Genomic DNA, 20,558 nt, shown 5'->3' with positions numbered 1-20,558 from the left:
GCAAAGTAGCTCTTAACGAATATTAGAGCTTGAAACAAGAAAACTGCCGAGTGACCGGCAGTTTTTTTCAGCTTTATAAATATTTCCGGTGAATACCTTTTCCATCATAGGAAAACAGGACTTCTTTTCCTTCCATGACTGATTCCATATGCACGGGGCGGCCCCAGAGCTGATAGATATATGGCATGACTTTTTCGAGATATTTCAGATCCAGTTCAATATCTTCATACCAATGTTTTAAATAAAGTTCCCCATTGCGCATGAAGTCCCCATCATTTACTGTGATATAGGGGAAACCGCCGTTAACCCTCATACTGACGAGTTGATCACGAACATGTTCCCATGACTTATCGACGATTTTATAATCCTTGCCCTGCTTTTGGAATAGGTACATATCCTCCCGCATGACCAGATCTTTCGTCAAATAATTGCGGAGAAAGGAAATATCCGATTCGATTTCCCTGACTTCGAACATCTTTTCCCGGCCAGATCCAGGCTTGACGCCCAGCCTGAGCATTTCTTCGGTTGGATTATCATAGCGTTCTTCAATATCTTCAAGCACTTTCAAGCCGAGATAATAAGGATTGATGCTGGTCCGTGATGGCTGAACGACGCCTGCGTTCAGTTTCGCGAATTCAATGGCTTCCCCTGAGGATAGATCCAATTCACGGATTATGCGCTGATGCCAGTAGGATGCCCAGCCTTCGTTCATGATTTTCGTTTCCAGCTGCGGCCAGAAATACAGCATCTCTTCCCTGATCATCGTCATGATATCCCGTTGCCAATCGGTTAAATCCCTGCTGTACTGTTCTATGAAAAGCATAATATCCTTTTCAGGCCTTGGCGGGAATTTTTTTCTTTTTTTAATGTTGGATTTCTTTGGTTTATCCTTTTTATCAAGGTTCCATAAATCATCGTATTGTGTGGCTGTCGGTTTTATTTCCTCTTCTTCTTCCTCATCCTCCATCGTCCAGGCAAGCTTTGGCCTCATCAGCGACGGATCGATATGTTCTTCAATGGCTAAAAGTGCATCAAGGAAGGTTTCCACTTCCTTTTTGCCATGCAGGATTTCGTATTCACGGATTCTTTCTGCCGTTGCCGACATACTTTCTACCATATCCCTCTTAGTATTATTGAAACGTATATTATTCTTAAAGAAATCACAATGCGCCAAAACGTGGGCAACAATCAATTTATTTTGTACAAGTGAATTGGAGTCCAGCAGAAAAGCATAACAAGGATCAGAGTTAATGACCAGTTCATAGATCTTACTTAATCCAAAGTCGTACTGCAGCTTCATTTTATGAAATTGCTTCCCAAAGCTCCAATGAGAAAAACGGGTAGGCATCCCATAGGCACCAAATGTATAAATGATTTCTGAAGGGCAAATTTCATAACGCATCGGGTAAAAATCCAATCCGAACCCTGTTGCTATTTCAGTAATTTCACTAATGGCATATTCCAGAGCCTTTTGCTCCGCTTCATTCATCCGATATCCCCCTTGTCTTTCGCCTTTAAACTAATGTATGAAAAAAAGGAGGAAAAATGCCGTGATCATGAGAAAGGTCCTCGATAACAGAAAAAAAACACCTCCACGAAGAAGATGTCAGGCCATAGGTTTCGTGCAGTTCTGCACTCAATCCCTTTGAAATTAAAATTTCGCGAATTCCGTATTCACAGCCTCTTTTTTCGTTTTGGAACGGAGCCAGGAAATGATGAGCGCTGCAATGATGACAAAACCTAAGTATCCTGTGACTGGATATACCGTCCCAACCAATTTAATAAAGCCAACGAAACTTGCAAGAAAAGCGAGTATCCCGACCATAATCACGGATATTTTAAAGCGTTTCGTTTCGGCAGGCACCAGCCTGGCGGTGAACGCATACAGCATCCCGACAGCGGTATTATAAATCATTCCTAAAAGGATGATTGATAGGGTATATCCCAACCATGGAGAAATTTGATTCGCTAAATGAAGGGTAGGCATTCCTGAACCTTCTATGCCCTTCAAGTCGGACATCATCCCCAAATTGATCAAGAATAGCAGGATCCCCAAACCGATACCTCCTAGAATTCCTCCCATACCAGCCTCTTTCTTATTTTTGAAGGTCCCTCCCATTACGGCTAGCATGGCAATTCCGGCAGTCATATTATATGAAACATAAAGTAATGAACCCATCATCCAATTCCCGGTTGCAGCCGTTCCTTTACTTGAAGATGAAATGATTTGATTGAAACTTAGTTCGGATGTGAAAAATGAATAACCTGAAATAATGATCATGATAACGAATAAAAACGGTGTGATGGCACTAATGATGGACATTATTTTATTAACATTAAGTAAAAGCGTACCAATCGTGAGCACCGTCATGACGATTGCACCGACTATACTTGGAATCCCGAATTGTTCCTCAAAAATCGTTCCGGAACCGGCAATCATGATGACTGTAACGCCAAACAAGAAAAATGTGATGATAATATCGACCACCCTGCCTATATAGCGGCCACAAATATGATCGATGATGCTTTTATGGGAGCGTGTTTGGAGAGTGCTCCCCAACTGGGTAACTTGCATGCCTAAAAACGCGAATAAAGCTGTCGCCACCACAATTCCCAATACACTGTTGATTCCAAAACTCGTGAAGAACTGTAATACTTCTTGTCCTGAAGCGAAACCTGCTCCAATGATGATTCCAATATATGCTCCTGCAAGATTTATACTGTTTTTCATATCAAATACCCCCTAATTATATGATTATTCTGATAATTTAAGTTAAAAGAAATATCTTCCCTTTCATCATGATCCTGTTCTTTAATAGCCTCCCAGCTTCAAGTTAACGGGCTGATGTCCATGAAGCTGGGAGTTTCTTTTATTCCAATTCTTATTTATTTGTATATCTTTTACTATAGGAAGTGAATTCATCGATCGCAGCATAATCAACTTCATAGCCAATGCCTGCCGCCTTTGGAACGGTTATGACCCCATCTTCCACTGTAACCTCTGGTTGGATGATGTCTTTATGCCAATAATTCGCGGATGCTGCCGTATCACCAGGCATCGTGAAGTTATCAAGTGTTGTCAATGCGATATTATGGGCACGCCCGACACCAGATTCCAACATGCCTCCGCACCAAACCGGTACATTCCTTTCTTTACATAATTCATGTATTTTCATTGCTTCCGTTAAACCTCCAACCCTGCCGATCTTAATATTAATGATTTTACAGCTCCCCAATTCAAGGGCTTTTCTTGCATCTTCGACGGAATGTATACTTTCATCCAAGCAAATCGGTGTTTTGATTTCCGCTTGTAATGTAGCATGATCGACAATATCATCCGATGACAAGGGCTGCTCGATCATCATTAAATCAAATTGATCAAGTTGTTTCAGTAATTCGATGTCTTTCAGCCGGTAGGCGGAGTTTGCATCTGCCATGATCGGGACATCAGGATATCGATTACGTACTTCCCTGATTACATCTACATCCCAACCTGGTTGTATTTTCATTTTGATTCTTTTATACCCATCCTTCAATCCAGCTTCTATTTTCGCCAGTAATTCAGGTACCGTTTTTTGGATGCCGATACTGATTCCAACATCGATTTTTTCCAGTTTTCCGCCTAAAGCCATACTTAATGGAATATTCTTTTCTTTCGCATATAAGTCCCAGATGGCTCCCTCGATTGCCGATTTTGCCATATTATTTTTACGAATATGCGAGAACATATCCGATACATCACGAGGATGCTCTATTTCTTTATCCAATACAAGCGGAATCAGGAAATCCTCCAGCATGGTCCAATTGGTTTTTATGGTTTCTTCGTTATACCAAGGTGCTGAAAACGCCACAGATTCAGCCCAGCCCGAGAGCCCTTCTCCATTTTTCACTTCCACAAGAATGAACTCCTTATCCACAAACGTTCCAAAGCTTGTTGTAAAGGGAGCTACCAAATCCATATTTAAATGACGTAAACGCACTTCTGTTATTTTCATCGCGATTCCCCTCTTATTCTGGTATTTTTAATAAATAGTTTTGAATGTTTTCACCTTTTTCCCGTTCGATCCCCGCTGCAACATATCCTTTGGCAAAAAGAGCTTTGAATAATTCACCGGTTTTTAACCGCCAATCAATCGCAAGGCGAAGATCAGCTTTTTTGATGTGTTGAATATCTATCGGAATGGGTATGGCGATCACCTCGGCATTGGTTTCGAAATGATAATCCTTGATGTAAGGAAAGCCTTGGTCATTCATTGCTGTCGTTACGATGTGTATCGCTTTATCAGGAAGCGGAGTCTCTTCCTTTGCTTCCTGCCGTATATTCCATTCCACCATGAAACGATCGGTTGACAGTCCTTCATTGAGGGTATCCTTCATATTTCCATAACAATCTTCCATATATGTAGAGCAAACAGCTTTTAGCTTACCGATATTCAAGTTTGCATTCACACTTTCCAATGGATCATACGTCCATGTGATCAAGTCGTAGCCTTTTTTAAGTGCTTCTTCTTTTTGTGCAAGTTTAAGTAATCTGCCGTAGCCCTTCTTTTGATGGTCCGGATGGATGGCTAGCATATGTGAACAAAGATATACCCTTCCGTCCTTGAATCCCGGGAAACTGTATTGAAACCCGACTAACTGGCCATTGATATAGCCGCCTAAAACAAGCCCGCCGTTTTTGACTGCAGTAATCGTCTGATGGATGGGAACGCAATCCATGCCCCATACGATGGCTTCCAGTCGCTGCACTTCTTGTAAATCCTCTAGTGTGGATAGGGATTTAATGATTAATTCTTCAGTCATGTAAGTGGCCCCCATCTCCATATTTCTCGAAAGTCAGTATGATGGCTTTGGCCAGGATTTCAATTCCCGATAACAATGCATCTTTGTTGAACGTCATGTTCGGATGATGGAGCCCTGGTGCCAAATCACAGCCCAATCCAAGCATCGTCGCCTTGAGTTCAGGTCTTTTCAACGTATAAAAATGAAAATCCTCTCCTCCGGTTGTAATGACAGGCGCTACCAGATTTTCTTCCCCGAGTGTATCGGCTATCGCTACAGACATCATTTCCTGGGCTTGATCGTTCACGGTTGCAGCAGCAACACAGGTTCCCGGTTCGAGTTTCACTTCGACTCCATGGACAATGGCCAAAGATTCTGCAACCTTTTCCACCTTTTTGGTGAGCTCTTCCATCACTGCATTATCCTGTGCCCGTAAATCCAATGAAAAAGTGGCTCTCCCCGGGATGATATTGGAACTTTCGCCGCCAGCAAAAAACTGCGTCATTTTTACGGAATAAGGGATGGATGGATTGAGATGGATACCATTTAGCAAAGTGATGAAAGCCGCTCCTATCTCGATGGCATTTTGCCCTTGATGCGGTCTGGCTCCATGCGCATCAGTTCCCGCTATTTCACCTTTAATGAACTGAGCCGCTCCATGCACAATGGCTGGCGCCGCTTGCCCATCCTTCACTTCCTCAACCGGTCTTAAGTGCACTCCATAAAGGAAATCGACATCATCCAATACTTTTTCTTCAATCATCTTCAAGGCACCCGTACCTTTTTCTTCAGCAGGTTGAAAAATGAACTTCAGCTTCCCCCTAGGACGAAAGTCCATTTCCCTCAATACCAGGAATACTCCAAGTGCCAAGGTCATATGACCATCGTGTCCACAGGAATGATTGGCTTGAAACGTCCCATGCACCTCCTGCCAAAGTGCATCGATATCCGATCGTAACCCGACCGTGAAATCCCCACCCCCGATTTCCCCAATCACTCCTGTACAGTCCTCGAATGTTTTCACCGTACACTGATTCTCCGTTAAAATATTTGAAATGAAAGCTGTCGTATTCACTTCATTCCAACTCGTTTCAGGATTTGCGTGTAAATGGTCAAAAATATCGAGTATACGCGGCCTTAATTTTTCGATAGATTTTGTGATATCCATTTCTGTCTCCCCCTTGTATCCCGGTTTAATCGGCTTGTTCCCCAAACTGGTGGAAGTTTTACCTCAAAAGAAATAATCGTCTTGATTGAACGCATCATATATCGCTTTTCTTTCTTTGAAACCCTGTTCGTCCTTAATCGATACTCCAGCTACTAAACTATTCAATAATGAGAATAAAACCGGTGCTGTATCGATCGTGGAAGTCCTTGGTGTTGAAATGGGCAATAAAATGTCAGTGTATTCAGCAATCGGAGCCAGTTCGGAATCCGTAACCCCAATTACAAATGCACCCGCTTTTTTGGCCATTTCCGTTATTTTCACAGTCTCTTTAACATAGCGGTGAAATGAAATGGCTACAAAAACGGAATTTTCAGTCATTTTATTCAACAGTAAAAATATATCATCAGTATCAGGCCGATATAAATGAATCTCTTCCCTGACAAGCCTAAGTGTAAAGGTTAACCAATGCGCTGCCGAAAATGATAAACGGTGTCCGGATATCAAAACATTGTCAGCTGCCGCCAATTTATCAACTGTTGTGGCGAAATCTTCATTTGATAAATTTTTCATTGTCTTTTCGATGCTGATGATATCCTGCCCCATAACTTGAGCCATGAAGTTTGGCTGACTCGCGGCTTCAAGTTTTGAAGAATGATATTCATTCAAACTGCTGCTCTCGTATATCAACTGATTGCGAATAAGCTTTTGAAGCTCAGCATATCCACTTAACCCTAATGAATAGCAAAAGCGGATGATGGTCGTTTCACTCACCCCAATATCCTTTCCGAGCTTTTGAGCTGAAGTGACTGCAAATGTATGTGAATGCACTAACAAGTATTTTGCTACCTTTTTTTGACCAGTAGATAAACCCGGGAATACTTCTTTAACTTTTTGCTGTAAGTCCATAAAACATCCCCTCTGAAACAAGATATGAATCAAAAACTTTTTATATGACAATATGAAGTTTTAACTTCAACAATAATAGAGAGTATTTTATCACGGGACGTTTAATAAAACAATAATATTCTGAATTTTTAATAAAAAAGAAGGAAATGCTTCAAGCACAGAAAAAACCACGGAGATGGACTCCGTGGTATCAGTTTGGCGGCAAAAAATCCGAATAGTGAGGTGAAGGTCGAAAAAAAGTCGTGAACGGCCGAATACAGTGCGGGGTAGGTCGAATACTGTGCCTCAACGGTCGAATACGGTGTGGTTTAGGTCGATAAACTGCGTCAACGGCCCAAGACAGTCGGCGGAAAGGGAGCGGATTTCTGAAATCAACTGAACTTTTAAAATAAAAAACTGCAGGCAAACTGAGTTTTCATCGAGTTTGCCTACAGCCTGAAACCACGGAGATGGACTTCGTGGTTTTCCTTCCTTTATTTTTTATGACGCTTTGCATAGCCACATCGTTTGCATAATTCTTCAACTGCACACCTTCTTGAAAAACCATCATACATATTTTTAGCCCGTTCACCATTTAAAATGTCTTCAAGTGATGTTTCGAATATATTTCCCAGCGGTATTTTGCCTTCACTATCCAAGCAACAAGGTACGACTGTACCATCCACCAAGATGCCTAATTGATCTCTAAGAGCATAGCAGAAAATATTTTCATCGATAATGTCACGGTCCAATTCCGGCCACTCGAATTTTTCCGCCATGTTTATATAAACCCGGTCCCTCAACTTTATATTATTCTTTTGCTGAAGAGCTTCACTTAAGCGAATGTCCAATGAAAGCTTCTCCTCCAGCATGCTCAGAATATCGTCGTTCAGGCCATTACTCGCTTTTAATTCATCCGTATCCATATTCCATAAACGAATGGCACAAATCACTTCGCTTTTTTCATTTGCTTCATTTATGAAATCGGCAATATTACTGACATAAGAGTCAAGACTATTGCTCGTATCGTTTGCCTCAAAGCTATGAAGTGAAATATTCACCTGCCGAAGGGCTTTTTTGGAGAGCAGCTTGTCTTTGACCTTTTGAATCAAAGTACCGTTCGTTGTAATATTAACCTTCAGGTCATTTTCAGCACTGATATCCAGGAATGTACCCAAATTTTTATTTAAAAACGGTTCACCCATCAGATGAAAATAAATATGATCGGTGTGTGGTTTGATTTTCTTGATAACCTCCGTAAACCCTTCAGGATCCATGAATTTCAGGGTCCTTTGCAAGCTGGAGCTTGGACAAAAATTACACTTCAAATTACATATATTCGTAATTTCCACATAAACTTTCTTAAACTTTCTCATTTTCTAATACCCCTACATTCAAGCTTATTGTTTCAATCTGATACTAACTATACTTGTTAGCTGCTCATAAATGCAATGAAAACTTCATGGAAGCTGAACGGCTGGCATCACTTCCCATTGGCACCTAATCCGATATCAACCATTTCTGGACAGCCTTTAAACGAAATCAGAAAAAAACATCTTCTCGAGATGAAGATGTTCTGTAATGCATCCCTTAAGTTTTCCGTTTGTTCCGCGATCTCACTTTCCTTTTTGTTCTGTGACCTTCAAACTAAGTAATTTTTCATTTTTCAAATCATGTTGTACAGTCACGATGACATTGAACTCCTGACCTTTATTCTCGACCAAAAATCTGAAATCGTCTTCGACTAGATTTTTCGCTACCGTTTTTCTGCCCTTATATTCGTAATCGGTAATCTCAACTTCAGGATAATCTGCCTGCACTATTGTAATCGCAATCTTTCCGTATTTTTCGTAATCGGGTTTTTGGGCTTGTGCTGAAATGGCCCCTGCTTGCATAATCAAAAAAATCCCCATTAGCATCACGATGACTTTTTTCAAAATCTTTTCCTCCTCATACTTTCCGGTTAGTATTATTATGTAAAATTGTTCAGTTGTTATGCAGCTGCTTCGCTTCTTTTACAAGCATGATTCCAACTAATCGATTCCTCTCCCACTCCTCAGGAAACACAGTCAATGGCGGATTGGTTTCATCCACTAAATAACTAAGTTCAATCGTCATTCCCGGGCGGCGGAATTCAGTTATGAACCAATCCGTATATCCGCTTCCTACCGCTTCTTTTTCCGGAAAGGTCAGTTCATATCCAGTCAATTCGGCAGTCTTTTTGGCAATGCCATAATCCCTCGCCATATTTTTCCGTTTATTATTATAATGCCAAAAGATTTCCCTTCCTGAGGTATGATAGGAAACGGCAATAAGGGGATCGATCTTTTTCGTGAAATCCGTAAGCGCTATTACTTCAGCTGCTTCAAGTGGTTGTCGGCCCTTATAAAATTGATACGTCGGTTTTGTTTCATGACTCATGACTTCTTTCCATCCAGCCGGATACTGCCTATTTAAATCAATGCCTTTAGCGTTGGCTTTCCACCGGGACCAATTCCTGCTATATCGGTTCATTTTCCATACCGCAGCCTTTTCAAGAATATTTAAGTTGGATAAATCTCCTTGCTGGATGCTGACGCCATCTGGATTCAGCATCGGGATGAACCAGATGCTCACCTCATCCAATGTTTCCGTCCGGTATTCTCCAACAGGTTTGCCCGCTCGATAGGCGGCTGCATATTCTTCAAGCATGCGCATTAAAAGTTTGGAGCTGAGCCATTCCCGTCCATGATGTGATCCCACCAGCAAAATCGATCTTTTTCCTTTTCCTAACTTGACTGCCTTTATATTTTTTCCCTTTTCAGTTTGCCCGATTATTTGAACATCCAATTCATACTGCTTTTGGATTCCTTGAAGATCCATTTCCATCTGTTCAGGGGAATACACTTCTGCCGCCAGCGATGGTTCAGGGAAAAAAAGAAGCACTAGTATTCCAATTACCATTATTTTTCTCATGTACTCACCTTTTATTTTTATTCAGGTAAAAAGCAACAACCGCGGTCCAAATACATCGCCACTTATTGTAAGGAAATGTTCTGTCGTATCTGAACAAAATACAAATAGCTCCTTAATAAGGGGGAGAAGAACATGAGGATCGCTGATTATGATCAGGCATTGTTTCACACACACCGTTCTGATTGGGACAGCTTGTTAGTATTGATGGTTCGAACGAAAGATCACTTTCTTTCAAAAAAAATAGAACATTTTTTGCACGCTTACAGGTTTGAGCATGATTATCAAATCGTTCAATCCCAGCTGTATGCACTGCTTCGATATCTGGATCATGCGGCAGAAAAAACAAGTGATTATTTAAGTGAACTTCCAAGCTAAAATCAACTATAGTTTTTGCAAAACGGGAAAAATTATACAAGAGGATTAATGTTCGGGGATATAACTTTGGCTGGTGAAACCCTATAAAAACAAGGAAGGGTCAGGTATGTAAATACCTGACCCTCATTTCATCATTTTTTCATTGCAGCATATGCGTTTGCATACATTTTAAGTTCTTCAATCATACCTTCTACAAGTACCGCAGATTCTTCAAATAAACCATCATTTTCGTAATCGAAGCAATGCGGATCCAGAACCAATTGTTTGGCGATCACATTTGCATAAAGGCTTCGCCCCACTGTTCTCATGGAATTCAAGGCATTGATCCCGCCTTTTCCTCCGCCGGAGACAGCCAATAAAGCTACTGGTTTATGCGTGAATTGTTCGCTGCTTAGAAAATCCAAGGCATTTTTCAAGGCCCCGCTCATGGAACCATGATATTCCGGAGTTGTCAGAATTACGCCATCAGCTTCCTCGATGCTTTTCCGAAGACCTTGGATCACTTCCAGTTGATATTGCTCACCTTCACCTGAATATAAAGGGATTTCGCTATTGCTTAAATCAATAAGTTCCGCTCCGTATTTCTTGGATATGTAGCGTGAGGCAATCCCCGTACGCCCTTGTTTACGTGGTGAACCATTAATGATTACTAATTTCATGAATTAAACCTCCATTATTCCCGATGTTTTCCGAGATCAGTCGCCAATACAGTATACCAAAACCGAAACGGAATTTCCTAGAATTTTGATTTTTCATGCAACTAAAAAGCATAAAAAAACGAAAGACCGAAGAAGTCTTTCGTTTAACTTTAACAACAAAATGGGATTCGGAGTCCCAATCGCGAGATGAGGGTCGAAAAAAATTCGTGAACGGTCGAATATAATGCCTCAACGGTCGAATAATGTGCGAGGTAGGTCGAATACTGTCCTGGATAGGTTGAATACAGTGCGTGAACGACCGAATACAGTGAGGCTTGGGTCAATAAACTGCGTCAACGGCCCAAGACAGTGCAGCGAGTCGAATAAAGTGCTCCGGTCTTTATGGTTTTTTACTGTTATCCTCATTGGATTAAAGAAAATTTGCGACACTACTGGCTAGCCGAGACCCCAGAGGCGCTTACTTTGATGCGGCTTGGCAGACAGTCGGGCGGAAAGGGAGCGGATTTCTGAAATCAACTGAACTTTTCTAAATAAAAAACTGCAGGCAAACTGATTTTTCATCGAGTTTGCCTACAGTCTTTCGTCTAGCTTTCATACATTTAAACCAATGCTTCAATCTTGCACATGAAATCTTCCATGACTCCCGATAACTTGGACTCAGCTTCCTGCATTGATTTACCTTGGACACCGAAATAGAATTTAATTTTCGGTTCAGTGCCTGAAGGACGCAGGCAAACCCATGTACCATCCTCAAGGAAATACTTCAATACATTTGATTTCGGAAGCTCGATCAATTCTTCATCATTTGAAAGTAATGTACGCTTCTTGCTGCTTTGGTAATCTTCTTCAGCGACTACCGGAATGCCAGCAATTCGGGAAGGAGGATTTTGACGGAATTGACTTAATATTCCAGAAATCTGTTTCGCTCCCTCAATGCCCTTTAAAGTCAATGAACGCAAACCTTCCAAGTAAAAGCCGTACTTTTCAAACACATTCAGCAACCCTTCATATAGGGTCAATCCCTGCTTTTTATAATGGGCACAGACCTCGACAGCAAGCACTGCAGCTTGAATGGCATCCTTATCACGTGCAAAGTCTTTAATCAGATAACCGTAGCTTTCTTCATATCCGAACAAAAAGCTGCTTTCCCCGCTTACATGATACTGATTTATTTTCTCGGCGATGAACTTAAACCCGGTAAGTACATCAACCGTCTTCAAGCCATATGACTCAGCAATCGTCCGGCCGATTTCTGAAGTGACGATCGTTTTTAAGACGATTCCATTTTGGGGAATCTTCCCTTTTTCTTTCTTCTGGGACAGTAAATAATCCAGGAAAAGAGCACCTGTTTGATTTCCAGTCAGGACAACATATTGGCCCCTCTCGTCTCTCACGGCAATTCCAAGCCGGTCGGCATCTGGGTCCGTTGCTATCAATAGGTCCGCCTCCACCTTGTTACCAAGCTCGATGGCCATTTCAAATGCAGCTGGTTCCTCCGGATTTGGAGACTGAACTGTCGAAAAATCCGGATCTGGCAATTCCTGCTCCTTAACGATATGCAAATTTTGATACCCTAAGCTTTGCAGTGCCCGCCTGACGGATTTATTTGCCGTTCCATGAAGCGGTGTAAAGACGATTGACACATCTATTTCCTCGGCAAGCTGCGGGTTCTCGGGAACTGTAAGCAACGCACGATTATACGCTGCATCCACTTCCTCCCCAACCATTACGATGAGGCCCTGCCCTTTAAGGATTTCAGCTTCTTCAACCTGAATTTCAAGCTCGTTTTCAATGGCATTCACGTAGCTGATCACTTGATCAGCCGCTTCCGGTGGCAATTGTGCCCCATCTGACCCATAAACCTTGTAACCATTATATTCAGGCGGATTGTGGCTTGCCGTGATGACGATTCCAGCAAAAGCATTCAGCTCGCGAACCGCAAATGACAATTCTGGAGTTGGACGCAATTCATCGAATAAATAAGCCTTCACCCCAAATGTTGCCAAGGTCTTAGCTGCTTCGAGTGCAAATTCCGGGGACTTATGTCTTGAATCATAAGCGATCACAGCCCCTCTTCCTTTCGCTTCTTCCCCAAACGAAGAGATATATTGAGCCAACCCCACCGTTGCCTTCCTTACAGTATAAAGATTCATCCGGTTCGTTCCTACCCCGATTTCCCCGCGCATTCCGCCTGTTCCAAATTCTAAATTTTTATAAAAGGCATCTTCGAGTTGTGCTTCATCCCGCTGCATTTCCTCAAGGAGGACACGTAATTCCCCATTTAAATCCTGGTACCCTGCCCAAGTGGTGTATAAAGATTTCCAGTCCATCTCCAACATCTCCTCCCAAACGCCTCATATTTGCTTATTATGTATCTGCCTTACATATACAAAATTATCATATTTATTCCAATAAATGAAGTAAAGGCTCGTAATGAAAAGAACCGAATCCAGCATTCTTCACATCACGAGCTCGTTTACCTCTTTATTTTTGGCCATCTTTGTAATGCAGATGGTAAATATCATGGCGGCGATCTTTCAATTGCTTTACAGTACCAGATTGACGCTCCCGCCTTAAGATTTCCAAATCGACATCGCCAATCAGTACCATCTCAAGGTTCGGGCTTGTTTCCCCGACTATGCCATCACGCGCAAATTCGAAATCCGATGGAGAGAAGATTCCCGATTGGGCATATTGGATATCCATATTTTCCGTTTGCGGAAGATTTCCGACCGTTCCGGAAATGACGGTGTAAATTTGGTTTTCCACGGCACGGGCCTGGGCACAATAACGAACCCGCAGATAGCCTTGCCTGTCTTCTGTACAAAATGGAGTGAATATGATTTTGGCTCCCATGTCGGTAGCAATCCGGGCGAGTTCCGGAAACTCAATATCATAACAAATTTGTATCGCGATTTTTCCACAATCCGTATCAAAGACACGAACGCGGTCACCTGCGTTAATACCCCACCATTTTCTTTCATTCGGTGTGATATGAATTTTATATTGCTTTTCAATCGTCCCATCGCGACGGAATAAATAAGCGATATTATAGATATTGTCATCATCTTCTTTAACGAAATGGGAACCGCCGATGATATTGACGTTATACCTTACAGCTAAAGTGGTAAACAATTCAATGTATTGCTCCGTGAAATCCGACAGTTTCCGGACAGCCAAGCTTGGTGATCTTTCATTCAAGAAAGACATCAGCTGGGTTGTGAACAATTCCGGGAACACGGCGAAATCCGCATTGGCATCCGAAGCAACATCGGTGAAATATTCGACTTGGTTAGCGAAATCTTCGAATGAATCGATTTTACGCAGCATGTATTGCACGACGCAGATACGTACCGGTTCCGATGTTTTATAATAACGTTTTGTTTTTGGCTGATAATCGACGTTATTCCACTCCATGAGCGTAGCATACTTATTCGATTGCAGATCATCCGGCAAGTAATTCGGATTGATCCTCATAAGCGTGAACCCATTTAAAAGCTGGAATGAAAGAACCGGATCATATATTTTATGCAATTGCACTTCTTTCACATATTCCCTTGGTAACAATTCATCCGCATGTTTATGGTAATTGGGGATCCTGCCCCCGATAATGATGCTTTTTAAGTTCAAATGGGCAACAAGTTCTTTCCTTGAATCATATAGTCTTTGGCCAATTTTCATCCTGCGGAATTCAGGATGGACCATGACCTCGATTCCATATAAATTATAACCGTCCGGATTATGATTCGTGATGTATCCATTATCGGTTACATCATCCCATGTATGGCGGTCATCATATTCGTCAAAATTAATAATGAGGCTGGAACATGAGCCAATCACTTTTCCATCATATTCAGCCACAAACTGCCCCTCTGGAAAAATTGCCAGATGGCTCTCAAGCTGATCTCGCTTCCAGGGAACCATTCCAGGAAAGCAACTCGACTGCAAAGCAATTATTTCATCTATGTCTCCTAGCCTCATATTACGTATTTCCATTATTTTTTCATATTTATGCAGGTCCAAATTAGGCATTTTCCTCAGACTCCTTTAATCTCTTCCATAAGAATTATACCCCTTATTCAAAAATTAAAACAACTGAACCTACCCATGGATTTCAAATAAAACATTCTGATTGTCCGTTAAAAGAATATATATTTTACATACGCGGTCCTTACATACTATACTTTTCATGAGAGTATAAAGAGATGGGGAAGAGGAACCATGAACAATACAAAACGCAGTGTGGAAAACTTATTATTTGCAGCCTGGGCTGCTTCCATCATTGCTATGTTTGGAAGCTTATATTTTTCTGAAATCAAGCAATATGAACCTTGTGTGCTCTGTTGGTATCAGCGGATCATCATGTATCCTTTTACGATCATTTTAGGAATTGCAATCATTCGAAAAGATTATTGGATCAGCTTTTATACGATGATATTATCCGCTATCGGTGCATTCATTTCCACGTACCATTACTTGATACAAAAGGTTTCATTCTTTTCTGACCACACCCTTGCATGCGGAAGGGTTCCATGTACAGGTCAATATATAAACGTATTTGGTTTCATCACCATCCCGTTCCTAGCCTTGACTGCATTCATCATTATTTTCATATGCAGTTACATCATATGGACAAGATCCAAGGAGGTTGCAGCTTAATGAAGAAAATGGCTATATTTTTAGTGATAATCGTCGCGATATTTGTCCTGCTGGGCGTTTTTACAAACTTGAAAAAAGAAGAAAAATCAAAAGGAAATCCATACGGCAAGGATAAGCTTAAACCCGCTACTGTCGATCAGCTGGATGACCCCAATTATCAAAACTTGATCCTGCCGGAAGAATTGGAGCAGGACCTCCAGGATAATGAAGATGTGACCGTTTACTTCTATAGTCCTGAGTGCCCGCATTGTCTAAAAACCACGCCAATCGTGGCTCCATTGGCAGAAAAGTTGGGAATCGATCTAGTTCAATATAATCTTTTGGAGTTTGAACAAGGATGGAGCGATTATGGCATCAAAAAGACCCCGACCATCGTTCACTATAATAATGGCAAAGAACAAGAACGGATCGTTGGCTATAATGATGAGGAAACGTTCGAGAAATGGTTCAAGGACCACGATATTAATTAAGGATGGAAAAAATGAGCCGGCCCTAACGGAAATGCTTCTCCCGTTATAGCCGGCTCATTTTTTTTGCCTTATACTAAATATTGATTAGCCACCTGGATGTCCATCATCTGAATCTCATTATTCGATTCTTGGTTTATACTTGAAAAATGGTCATAATAAAAGGGGAAGAATATTCCGCATTCATTCAATAGAGTGATGTTATGTTGGAACAATTCTTCAGATTCAGGTTCCATCACTATAAACTCTTCTCTCTTTTGTTTGTCTAATATCGACATAAGGACTTGAAGACATGTCATTACTTGAAATGCGTCTCTTAATGTTGCCAAGTAAGTAACAGAACTTTGATTGGGCTCTAAAACGCCAATCTCGCGAAAATGAAGGATTTCACTTTCCGTAAAGTATTTTGGAAATACAGATTCGTAGAAACGAGAAACGAGACTCGCTATTTCTTGCTCTTGTTCTTCCGTTGAAGAAAAGACCGTCTTCACTAAAAAAACCACCTTTTTTCAGATCCGTTAGACCTATCTATTATATGTATATTCTAGGACAAGCGATTTCTTTCCCACTAGAATAACATAAATATTGTAAAAAATATGTGGTAATTTCCACCACGAAAATTTCAGCAATAGGTCCAAAGTTACTTTTTCATGACTAATTCTTGATTATTATATATTTTTTTCATTTAATCAAAAACCAAAGCAGTCGAAAGTAGGAGTTTTTATTGGAAAATTTTAGAATAACTAACCAACATTTAATAATAGATGTTCTCCAAACTTGGAATGGATTAACATTGGAAAAGCTTTTTAGGGAGCGTTGGAAGGCCCCAAAGAAATTAGTGCATGAATGGAGAATGAGTAAAGAAGTGACAGTGAACGGGAATTCCGTAACATGGTCAACATTCCTTAATGAAGGAGATACGATCAGAATCCCCTTATTGGATCACGCTGAAAATGAAACAGTACAAGCGGCAGACTTAGGAATTTCCATCTTATATGAAGATGATGTGTTGTTGATAGCCAATAAACCGGCTGGAATGGATACCCACCCTTCTCAGCCGGGTGAAGCACACTCCCTCCTCAATGGAGTCGCACACCATCTTCAAAAAAACGGCCAGACCTGTATGATCAAGCATATTCATAGGCTTGATAAAGATACCACCGGTGCCGTCCTTTTTGCCAAAAACCGCCTTGTTGGGTCCATGCTGGATAGAATGTTGGAAGAAAGGGAAATCAAGCGGACTTACCTAGCTTTAGTACAAGGAAACATTAAAAAGGATGAAGGCGAAATCAAAGAAAAAATTGGCCGCGACCGCCACCATGCCACGAGAAGAAGGGTTTCCCCTACAGGCCAGACGGCAGTCACCCACTATCGGGTGCTCAACCGCTATCCCAAGAAAAACTTGACACTCGTCAGCTGCACCCTGGAAAGCGGCCGAACCCATCAGATCAGGGTGCATTTCAGTCATTTGAACCACCCCTTGGCCGGAGATTCCTTATATGGCGGAAAAAGGACATTTCCACGTCAAGCCCTTCATGCAAGAAAAATTGAATTCATCCACCCCATTTCAGAAGAAAAAATGATCGTTGAAGCTCCTTTCATTGATAAACCTGAAATATTCGATTTCACCATTTAAACAAAAAAAACACCGTTCCATACCGGACGGTGTTTTTTTTGTAGACAAAAGGAGTTCTATCTAAATTTTTAAACATAGTTGATTGGAGCGGGTGTGCGAAACTCCTGCGGGAATAGCGAGTCCAAGGGAGACCCCACAGGCGCAAGGCGCCGAGGAGGCTTCCCGGACCGCCCGCGGGAAGCGAGTGCCTGAAGGGGAAATCAACGTTTCAATTCTATAAACACTCAAAAAATACTGTAGGAAAAATTATTATCGAGTTTGCAAACTAATGTGGCCCTATCTAAAAGGTAAAACAAAGTTGATTGGAGCGTAAGGTACGAGACTCCTGCCGGAAAACGTGTCCAGGGAAGACCCCGCAGGCGAGGAGACTTCCCGGACCGCCCGCGGAAAGCGAGTGCCTGGAGAGGAATTCAACGTTTCAATTCTATAAACACTCAAAAGTACTGTAGGAAAAATCAATTATTATCGAGTTTGTAGACAAATGGGGCCCTATCTAAAAGGTAAAACAAAATTGATTGGAGCGTAAGGTACGAGACTCCTGCGGGAAAACGTGTCCAGGGAAGACCCCGGAGGCGCAAGGCGCCGAGGAGGCTTCCCGGACCGCCCGCGGAAAGCGAGTGCCTGGAGAGGAAATCAACGTTTCAATTCTATAAACATTCAAAAGTACTGTAGGAAAAATCAATTATTATCGAGTTTGTAGACAAATGGGGCCCTATCTAAAAGGTAAAACAAAGTTGATTGGAGCGTAAGGTACGAGACTCCTGCGGGAAAACGTGTCCAGGGAAGACCCCGGAGGCGCAAGGCGCCGAGGAGGCTTCCCGGACCGCCCGCGGAAAGCGAGTGCCTGGAGAGGAAATCAACACTTATTTGCAAACTCAATTAATTTCGAATTTGTGACAGTCTGAAACACCATTCCTTTTCGGACGGTGTTCTTATTTCTTCATTAATATTATCCGAATTGTCACTCATATTTATTCAGCGGACGGATTCTCTGCATGTTAGGTCAACCGAAATATACGCATGTCGGGACGAAATCCGTTCTTTTGGCATAAAAAAATAGCTGGCCACTTGGGCCAGCTTTATTTTTTGTATTTATGAAGCTTTTCTCATGCCTTTTAAGATAAGGCTTAAGATGAAGACAAATACGATTGCACCAATCAATGCTGGAATTATCGCGAAATCTGCAACTGAAGGTCCCCAGTTCCCAAGAATTAATGAACCTAACCATGCACCAACAAAACCAGCGATAATGTTACCGATAATTCCAAATGGTACGTCACGTCCAACGATCATACCTGCTAACCAACCAATGATACCTCCGATAATTAATGACCATAAAAATCCCATAATATATTTCCTCCTTCAAATTAGTTATTTTTTCATTTCTGCAGCAGACTCCAAGAAATCAAATCACTTCCATATTGTCATGCCATTTTTCAGTTATTTTAACTTTTACATTCAAAATGGTATGATGCCGATTAGCACGATATCTAATGAATGTGAATGCTTTAGTTATTGGGTAGAGTTAGCTAGCTATAGCCCTTGAGTAACTGATTGGACAATCCTCATGTTAGTGATTTTTTTCTTTTTGTTTGCCGCTGTACTCATTATTTTCCCCGTTTTAATAATCTAAAACCTAATTTTTTTAAAAAATATTTGGTAACGAAAACAGGATTATCAGACATATTAAACGGGTATACCATAGGCTTTAACTTTGTCACATTGTTAGTATAAGCAGTAACTGTCTCAATTATGTTCATAAAGGAAAAAGAAAAAGGATGCCCCAATTATCGGGACACCCTTCTATTATTTGCAGCATTCTTAGAACAAAAGTTCATCGGGATTGCTGCCGAACCGTTCATTTTTGTTCAAGGCATCTATTTGATTCATTTCATTCAGGCTTAATGAAAAGTCAAATACCTGTGCATTTTCCTCGATACGGGACGGCGTAATCGATTTAGGTATTACAACTAGATCATGTTGCAGATGCCATCTAATCAACACTTGCGCTGAACTTTTCCCATGCTTCTTCGCTATATGATTAATTGTCGGCTCTTCCAATAGGTTCCCTCTTCCTAGCGGGCTCCAAGATTCTACCTTTATTTCATGTTTTTCACAGTAATCACGAATTTCTACTTGTGTCAAAAGTGGGTGTAATTCAATTTGATTGACGACCGGCTTCACTTCACTGTTTGCAAGTAAATTTTCCAAATGATGAACATGGAAATTACTTACACCGATTGATTTCACCTTGCCATCCTTATAAAGCTTTTCCAAAGCCCTCCAGGTTTCCAGATATTTATCTTTTCCCGGCCAGTGGATCAAGTATAAATCCAAGTATTCCAAGCCAAGGCGATTTAAACTATCATCAAATGCCTGGAGCGTCGTTTCGTATCCTTGCTCTGTATTCCACACTTTAGATGTAATGAACAATTCTTCACGAGGCACGCCGCATTCACGAATCGCCTGGCCAACACCTTCTTCATTTTTATAAATGGCCGCAGTATCGATCGCACGATATCCAACTTCGATCGCTTTCTTGACAGACTCAACCGTTTCATTGCCGTTTTTCACTTTAAATACACCAAAACCTAACTGTGGCATTTTAACTCCATTATGTAAGGTGATCGTTTCCCCAATGTTTGAAATCATTCCATCATTCCCCCTTACTTTTATTTACCAATTATACATCCCTCCACCTTCTATTTCTAACCATAAGCCTCGGGATTTATAGAGTTCCTTAAACGAAACGCACCCGTTTATATATATAAGAGGAAACATTTTATCTTTTTAATCATTCACCAAGTTAAATATTTTGTAAAAAAATGACGAAACATCTATCCTTATAGGTATGAAATTCGTTACAATTGAATAGTTCGATTTAAAACCAAGTAAAAAAGAAGGTGTCAGCTTTTAAAGAATAATCAAACGTAAAACTCCCATTCTAAATATTGAGGAGTTGCAAACTGTTT

At 41.2% G+C, this 20,558-nt stretch carries 19 protein-coding genes; 4 read left to right on the top strand and 15 right to left on the bottom strand.

The window, feature by feature from the left end; all coding sequences use genetic code 11:
- Window positions 1-73 precede the first annotated feature (73 nt).
- From ABC374_RS03505 to ABC374_RS03465, 9 genes are all read right to left on the bottom strand, one after another.
- Window positions 74-1,489: a SpoVR family protein gene (locus ABC374_RS03505; protein ID WP_413015954.1), complete on the bottom strand. Its 1,416-nt coding sequence runs from the start codon at window positions 1,487-1,489 to the stop codon at window positions 74-76.
- Window positions 1,490-1,651: 162 nt separating this feature from the next.
- Window positions 1,652-2,731 carry a YkvI family membrane protein gene (locus ABC374_RS03500; protein WP_413015952.1) on the bottom strand — a complete coding sequence of 360 codons (1,080 nt, stop codon included), beginning with the start codon at window positions 2,729-2,731 and terminating at the stop codon, window positions 1,652-1,654.
- 151 nt (window positions 2,732-2,882) lie between these two features.
- Window positions 2,883-3,995 (bottom strand): o-succinylbenzoate synthase, encoded by a 1,113-nt coding sequence (gene menC, locus ABC374_RS03495; protein ID WP_413015950.1) that lies wholly within the window; start codon window positions 3,993-3,995, stop codon window positions 2,883-2,885.
- A 13-nt stretch (window positions 3,996-4,008) separates the two neighbouring features.
- Complete coding sequence (locus tag ABC374_RS03490; RefSeq protein WP_413015948.1) at window positions 4,009-4,803, bottom strand: GNAT family N-acetyltransferase; 795 nt, start codon at window positions 4,801-4,803, stop codon at window positions 4,009-4,011.
- Window positions 4,796-5,944: a M20 peptidase aminoacylase family protein gene (locus tag ABC374_RS03485; RefSeq protein ID WP_413020259.1), complete on the bottom strand. Its 1,149-nt coding sequence runs from the start codon at window positions 5,942-5,944 to the stop codon at window positions 4,796-4,798. The genes ABC374_RS03490 and ABC374_RS03485 overlap by 8 nt, the downstream gene beginning before the upstream one ends.
- A gap of 69 nt (window positions 5,945-6,013) precedes the next feature.
- Window positions 6,014-6,856 (bottom strand): MurR/RpiR family transcriptional regulator, encoded by an 843-nt coding sequence (locus ABC374_RS03480; RefSeq protein ID WP_413015946.1) that lies wholly within the window; start codon window positions 6,854-6,856, stop codon window positions 6,014-6,016.
- A gap of 473 nt (window positions 6,857-7,329) precedes the next feature.
- Window positions 7,330-8,211: a radical SAM/SPASM domain-containing protein gene (locus ABC374_RS03475; protein WP_214743366.1), complete on the bottom strand. Its 882-nt coding sequence runs from the start codon at window positions 8,209-8,211 to the stop codon at window positions 7,330-7,332.
- Between the two features lie 240 nt (window positions 8,212-8,451).
- Complete coding sequence (locus ABC374_RS03470) at window positions 8,452-8,772, bottom strand: DUF3889 domain-containing protein (protein ID WP_137018061.1); 321 nt, start codon at window positions 8,770-8,772, stop codon at window positions 8,452-8,454.
- 49 nt (window positions 8,773-8,821) lie between these two features.
- Window positions 8,822-9,790: a M14 family zinc carboxypeptidase gene (locus tag ABC374_RS03465; RefSeq protein WP_413015943.1), complete on the bottom strand. Its 969-nt coding sequence runs from the start codon at window positions 9,788-9,790 to the stop codon at window positions 8,822-8,824.
- A gap of 132 nt (window positions 9,791-9,922) precedes the next feature.
- Between ABC374_RS03465 and ABC374_RS03460 the strand changes: the two genes are divergently transcribed.
- Entirely contained in the window at window positions 9,923-10,165 is a 243-nt protein-coding gene (locus ABC374_RS03460) for a YhdB family protein (protein ID WP_048689737.1), read from the top strand.
- Window positions 10,166-10,296: 131 nt separating this feature from the next.
- On the opposite strand, the gene ABC374_RS03455 is transcribed toward ABC374_RS03460, so the two are convergent.
- The 3 genes from ABC374_RS03455 to ABC374_RS03445 form a co-directional block, all read right to left on the bottom strand.
- Window positions 10,297-10,824 carry an NADPH-dependent FMN reductase gene (locus ABC374_RS03455; RefSeq protein ID WP_350301544.1) on the bottom strand — a complete coding sequence of 176 codons (528 nt, stop codon included), beginning with the start codon at window positions 10,822-10,824 and terminating at the stop codon, window positions 10,297-10,299.
- 599 nt (window positions 10,825-11,423) lie between these two features.
- Window positions 11,424-13,154 (bottom strand): phospho-sugar mutase, encoded by a 1,731-nt coding sequence (locus ABC374_RS03450; protein WP_413015941.1) that lies wholly within the window; start codon window positions 13,152-13,154, stop codon window positions 11,424-11,426.
- 154 nt (window positions 13,155-13,308) lie between these two features.
- Window positions 13,309-14,856: a GNAT family N-acetyltransferase gene (locus ABC374_RS03445; RefSeq protein WP_350301542.1), complete on the bottom strand. Its 1,548-nt coding sequence runs from the start codon at window positions 14,854-14,856 to the stop codon at window positions 13,309-13,311.
- A 189-nt stretch (window positions 14,857-15,045) separates the two neighbouring features.
- Between ABC374_RS03445 and ABC374_RS03440 the strand changes: the two genes are divergently transcribed.
- Window positions 15,046-15,483 carry a disulfide oxidoreductase gene (locus ABC374_RS03440; protein ID WP_350301541.1) on the top strand — a complete coding sequence of 146 codons (438 nt, stop codon included), beginning with the start codon at window positions 15,046-15,048 and terminating at the stop codon, window positions 15,481-15,483.
- Complete coding sequence (locus ABC374_RS03435) at window positions 15,483-15,953, top strand: thioredoxin family protein (RefSeq protein WP_350301540.1); 471 nt, start codon at window positions 15,483-15,485, stop codon at window positions 15,951-15,953. Before ABC374_RS03440 ends, ABC374_RS03435 begins: the two co-directional genes overlap by 1 nt.
- A gap of 68 nt (window positions 15,954-16,021) precedes the next feature.
- On the opposite strand, the gene ABC374_RS03430 is transcribed toward ABC374_RS03435, so the two are convergent.
- Window positions 16,022-16,441 carry a DUF5365 family protein gene (locus tag ABC374_RS03430; RefSeq protein ID WP_350301539.1) on the bottom strand — a complete coding sequence of 140 codons (420 nt, stop codon included), beginning with the start codon at window positions 16,439-16,441 and terminating at the stop codon, window positions 16,022-16,024.
- 233 nt (window positions 16,442-16,674) lie between these two features.
- Between ABC374_RS03430 and ABC374_RS03425 the strand changes: the two genes are divergently transcribed.
- Window positions 16,675-17,586, top strand: a complete 912-nt coding sequence (locus ABC374_RS03425) for an RluA family pseudouridine synthase (RefSeq protein ID WP_413015938.1) — start codon at window positions 16,675-16,677, stop codon at window positions 17,584-17,586.
- 1,092 nt (window positions 17,587-18,678) lie between these two features.
- Here the strand turns inward: ABC374_RS03425 and ABC374_RS03420 are convergent.
- Together ABC374_RS03420 and ABC374_RS03415 are read right to left on the bottom strand one after the other, a co-directional pair.
- Window positions 18,679-18,933, bottom strand: a complete 255-nt coding sequence (locus ABC374_RS03420; protein ID WP_170946860.1) for a GlsB/YeaQ/YmgE family stress response membrane protein — start codon at window positions 18,931-18,933, stop codon at window positions 18,679-18,681.
- 474 nt (window positions 18,934-19,407) lie between these two features.
- Window positions 19,408-20,238, bottom strand: coding sequence for an aldo/keto reductase (locus tag ABC374_RS03415; RefSeq protein WP_413015936.1), 831 nt, complete (start codon window positions 20,236-20,238; stop codon window positions 19,408-19,410).
- Window positions 20,239-20,558 lie beyond the last annotated feature (320 nt).

Source organism: Peribacillus phoenicis (genome assembly GCF_047238085.1).
Classification (GTDB): domain Bacteria; phylum Bacillota; class Bacilli; order Bacillales; family DSM-1321; genus Peribacillus.
This window is presented reverse-complemented; position numbering and strand designations above follow the sequence as displayed.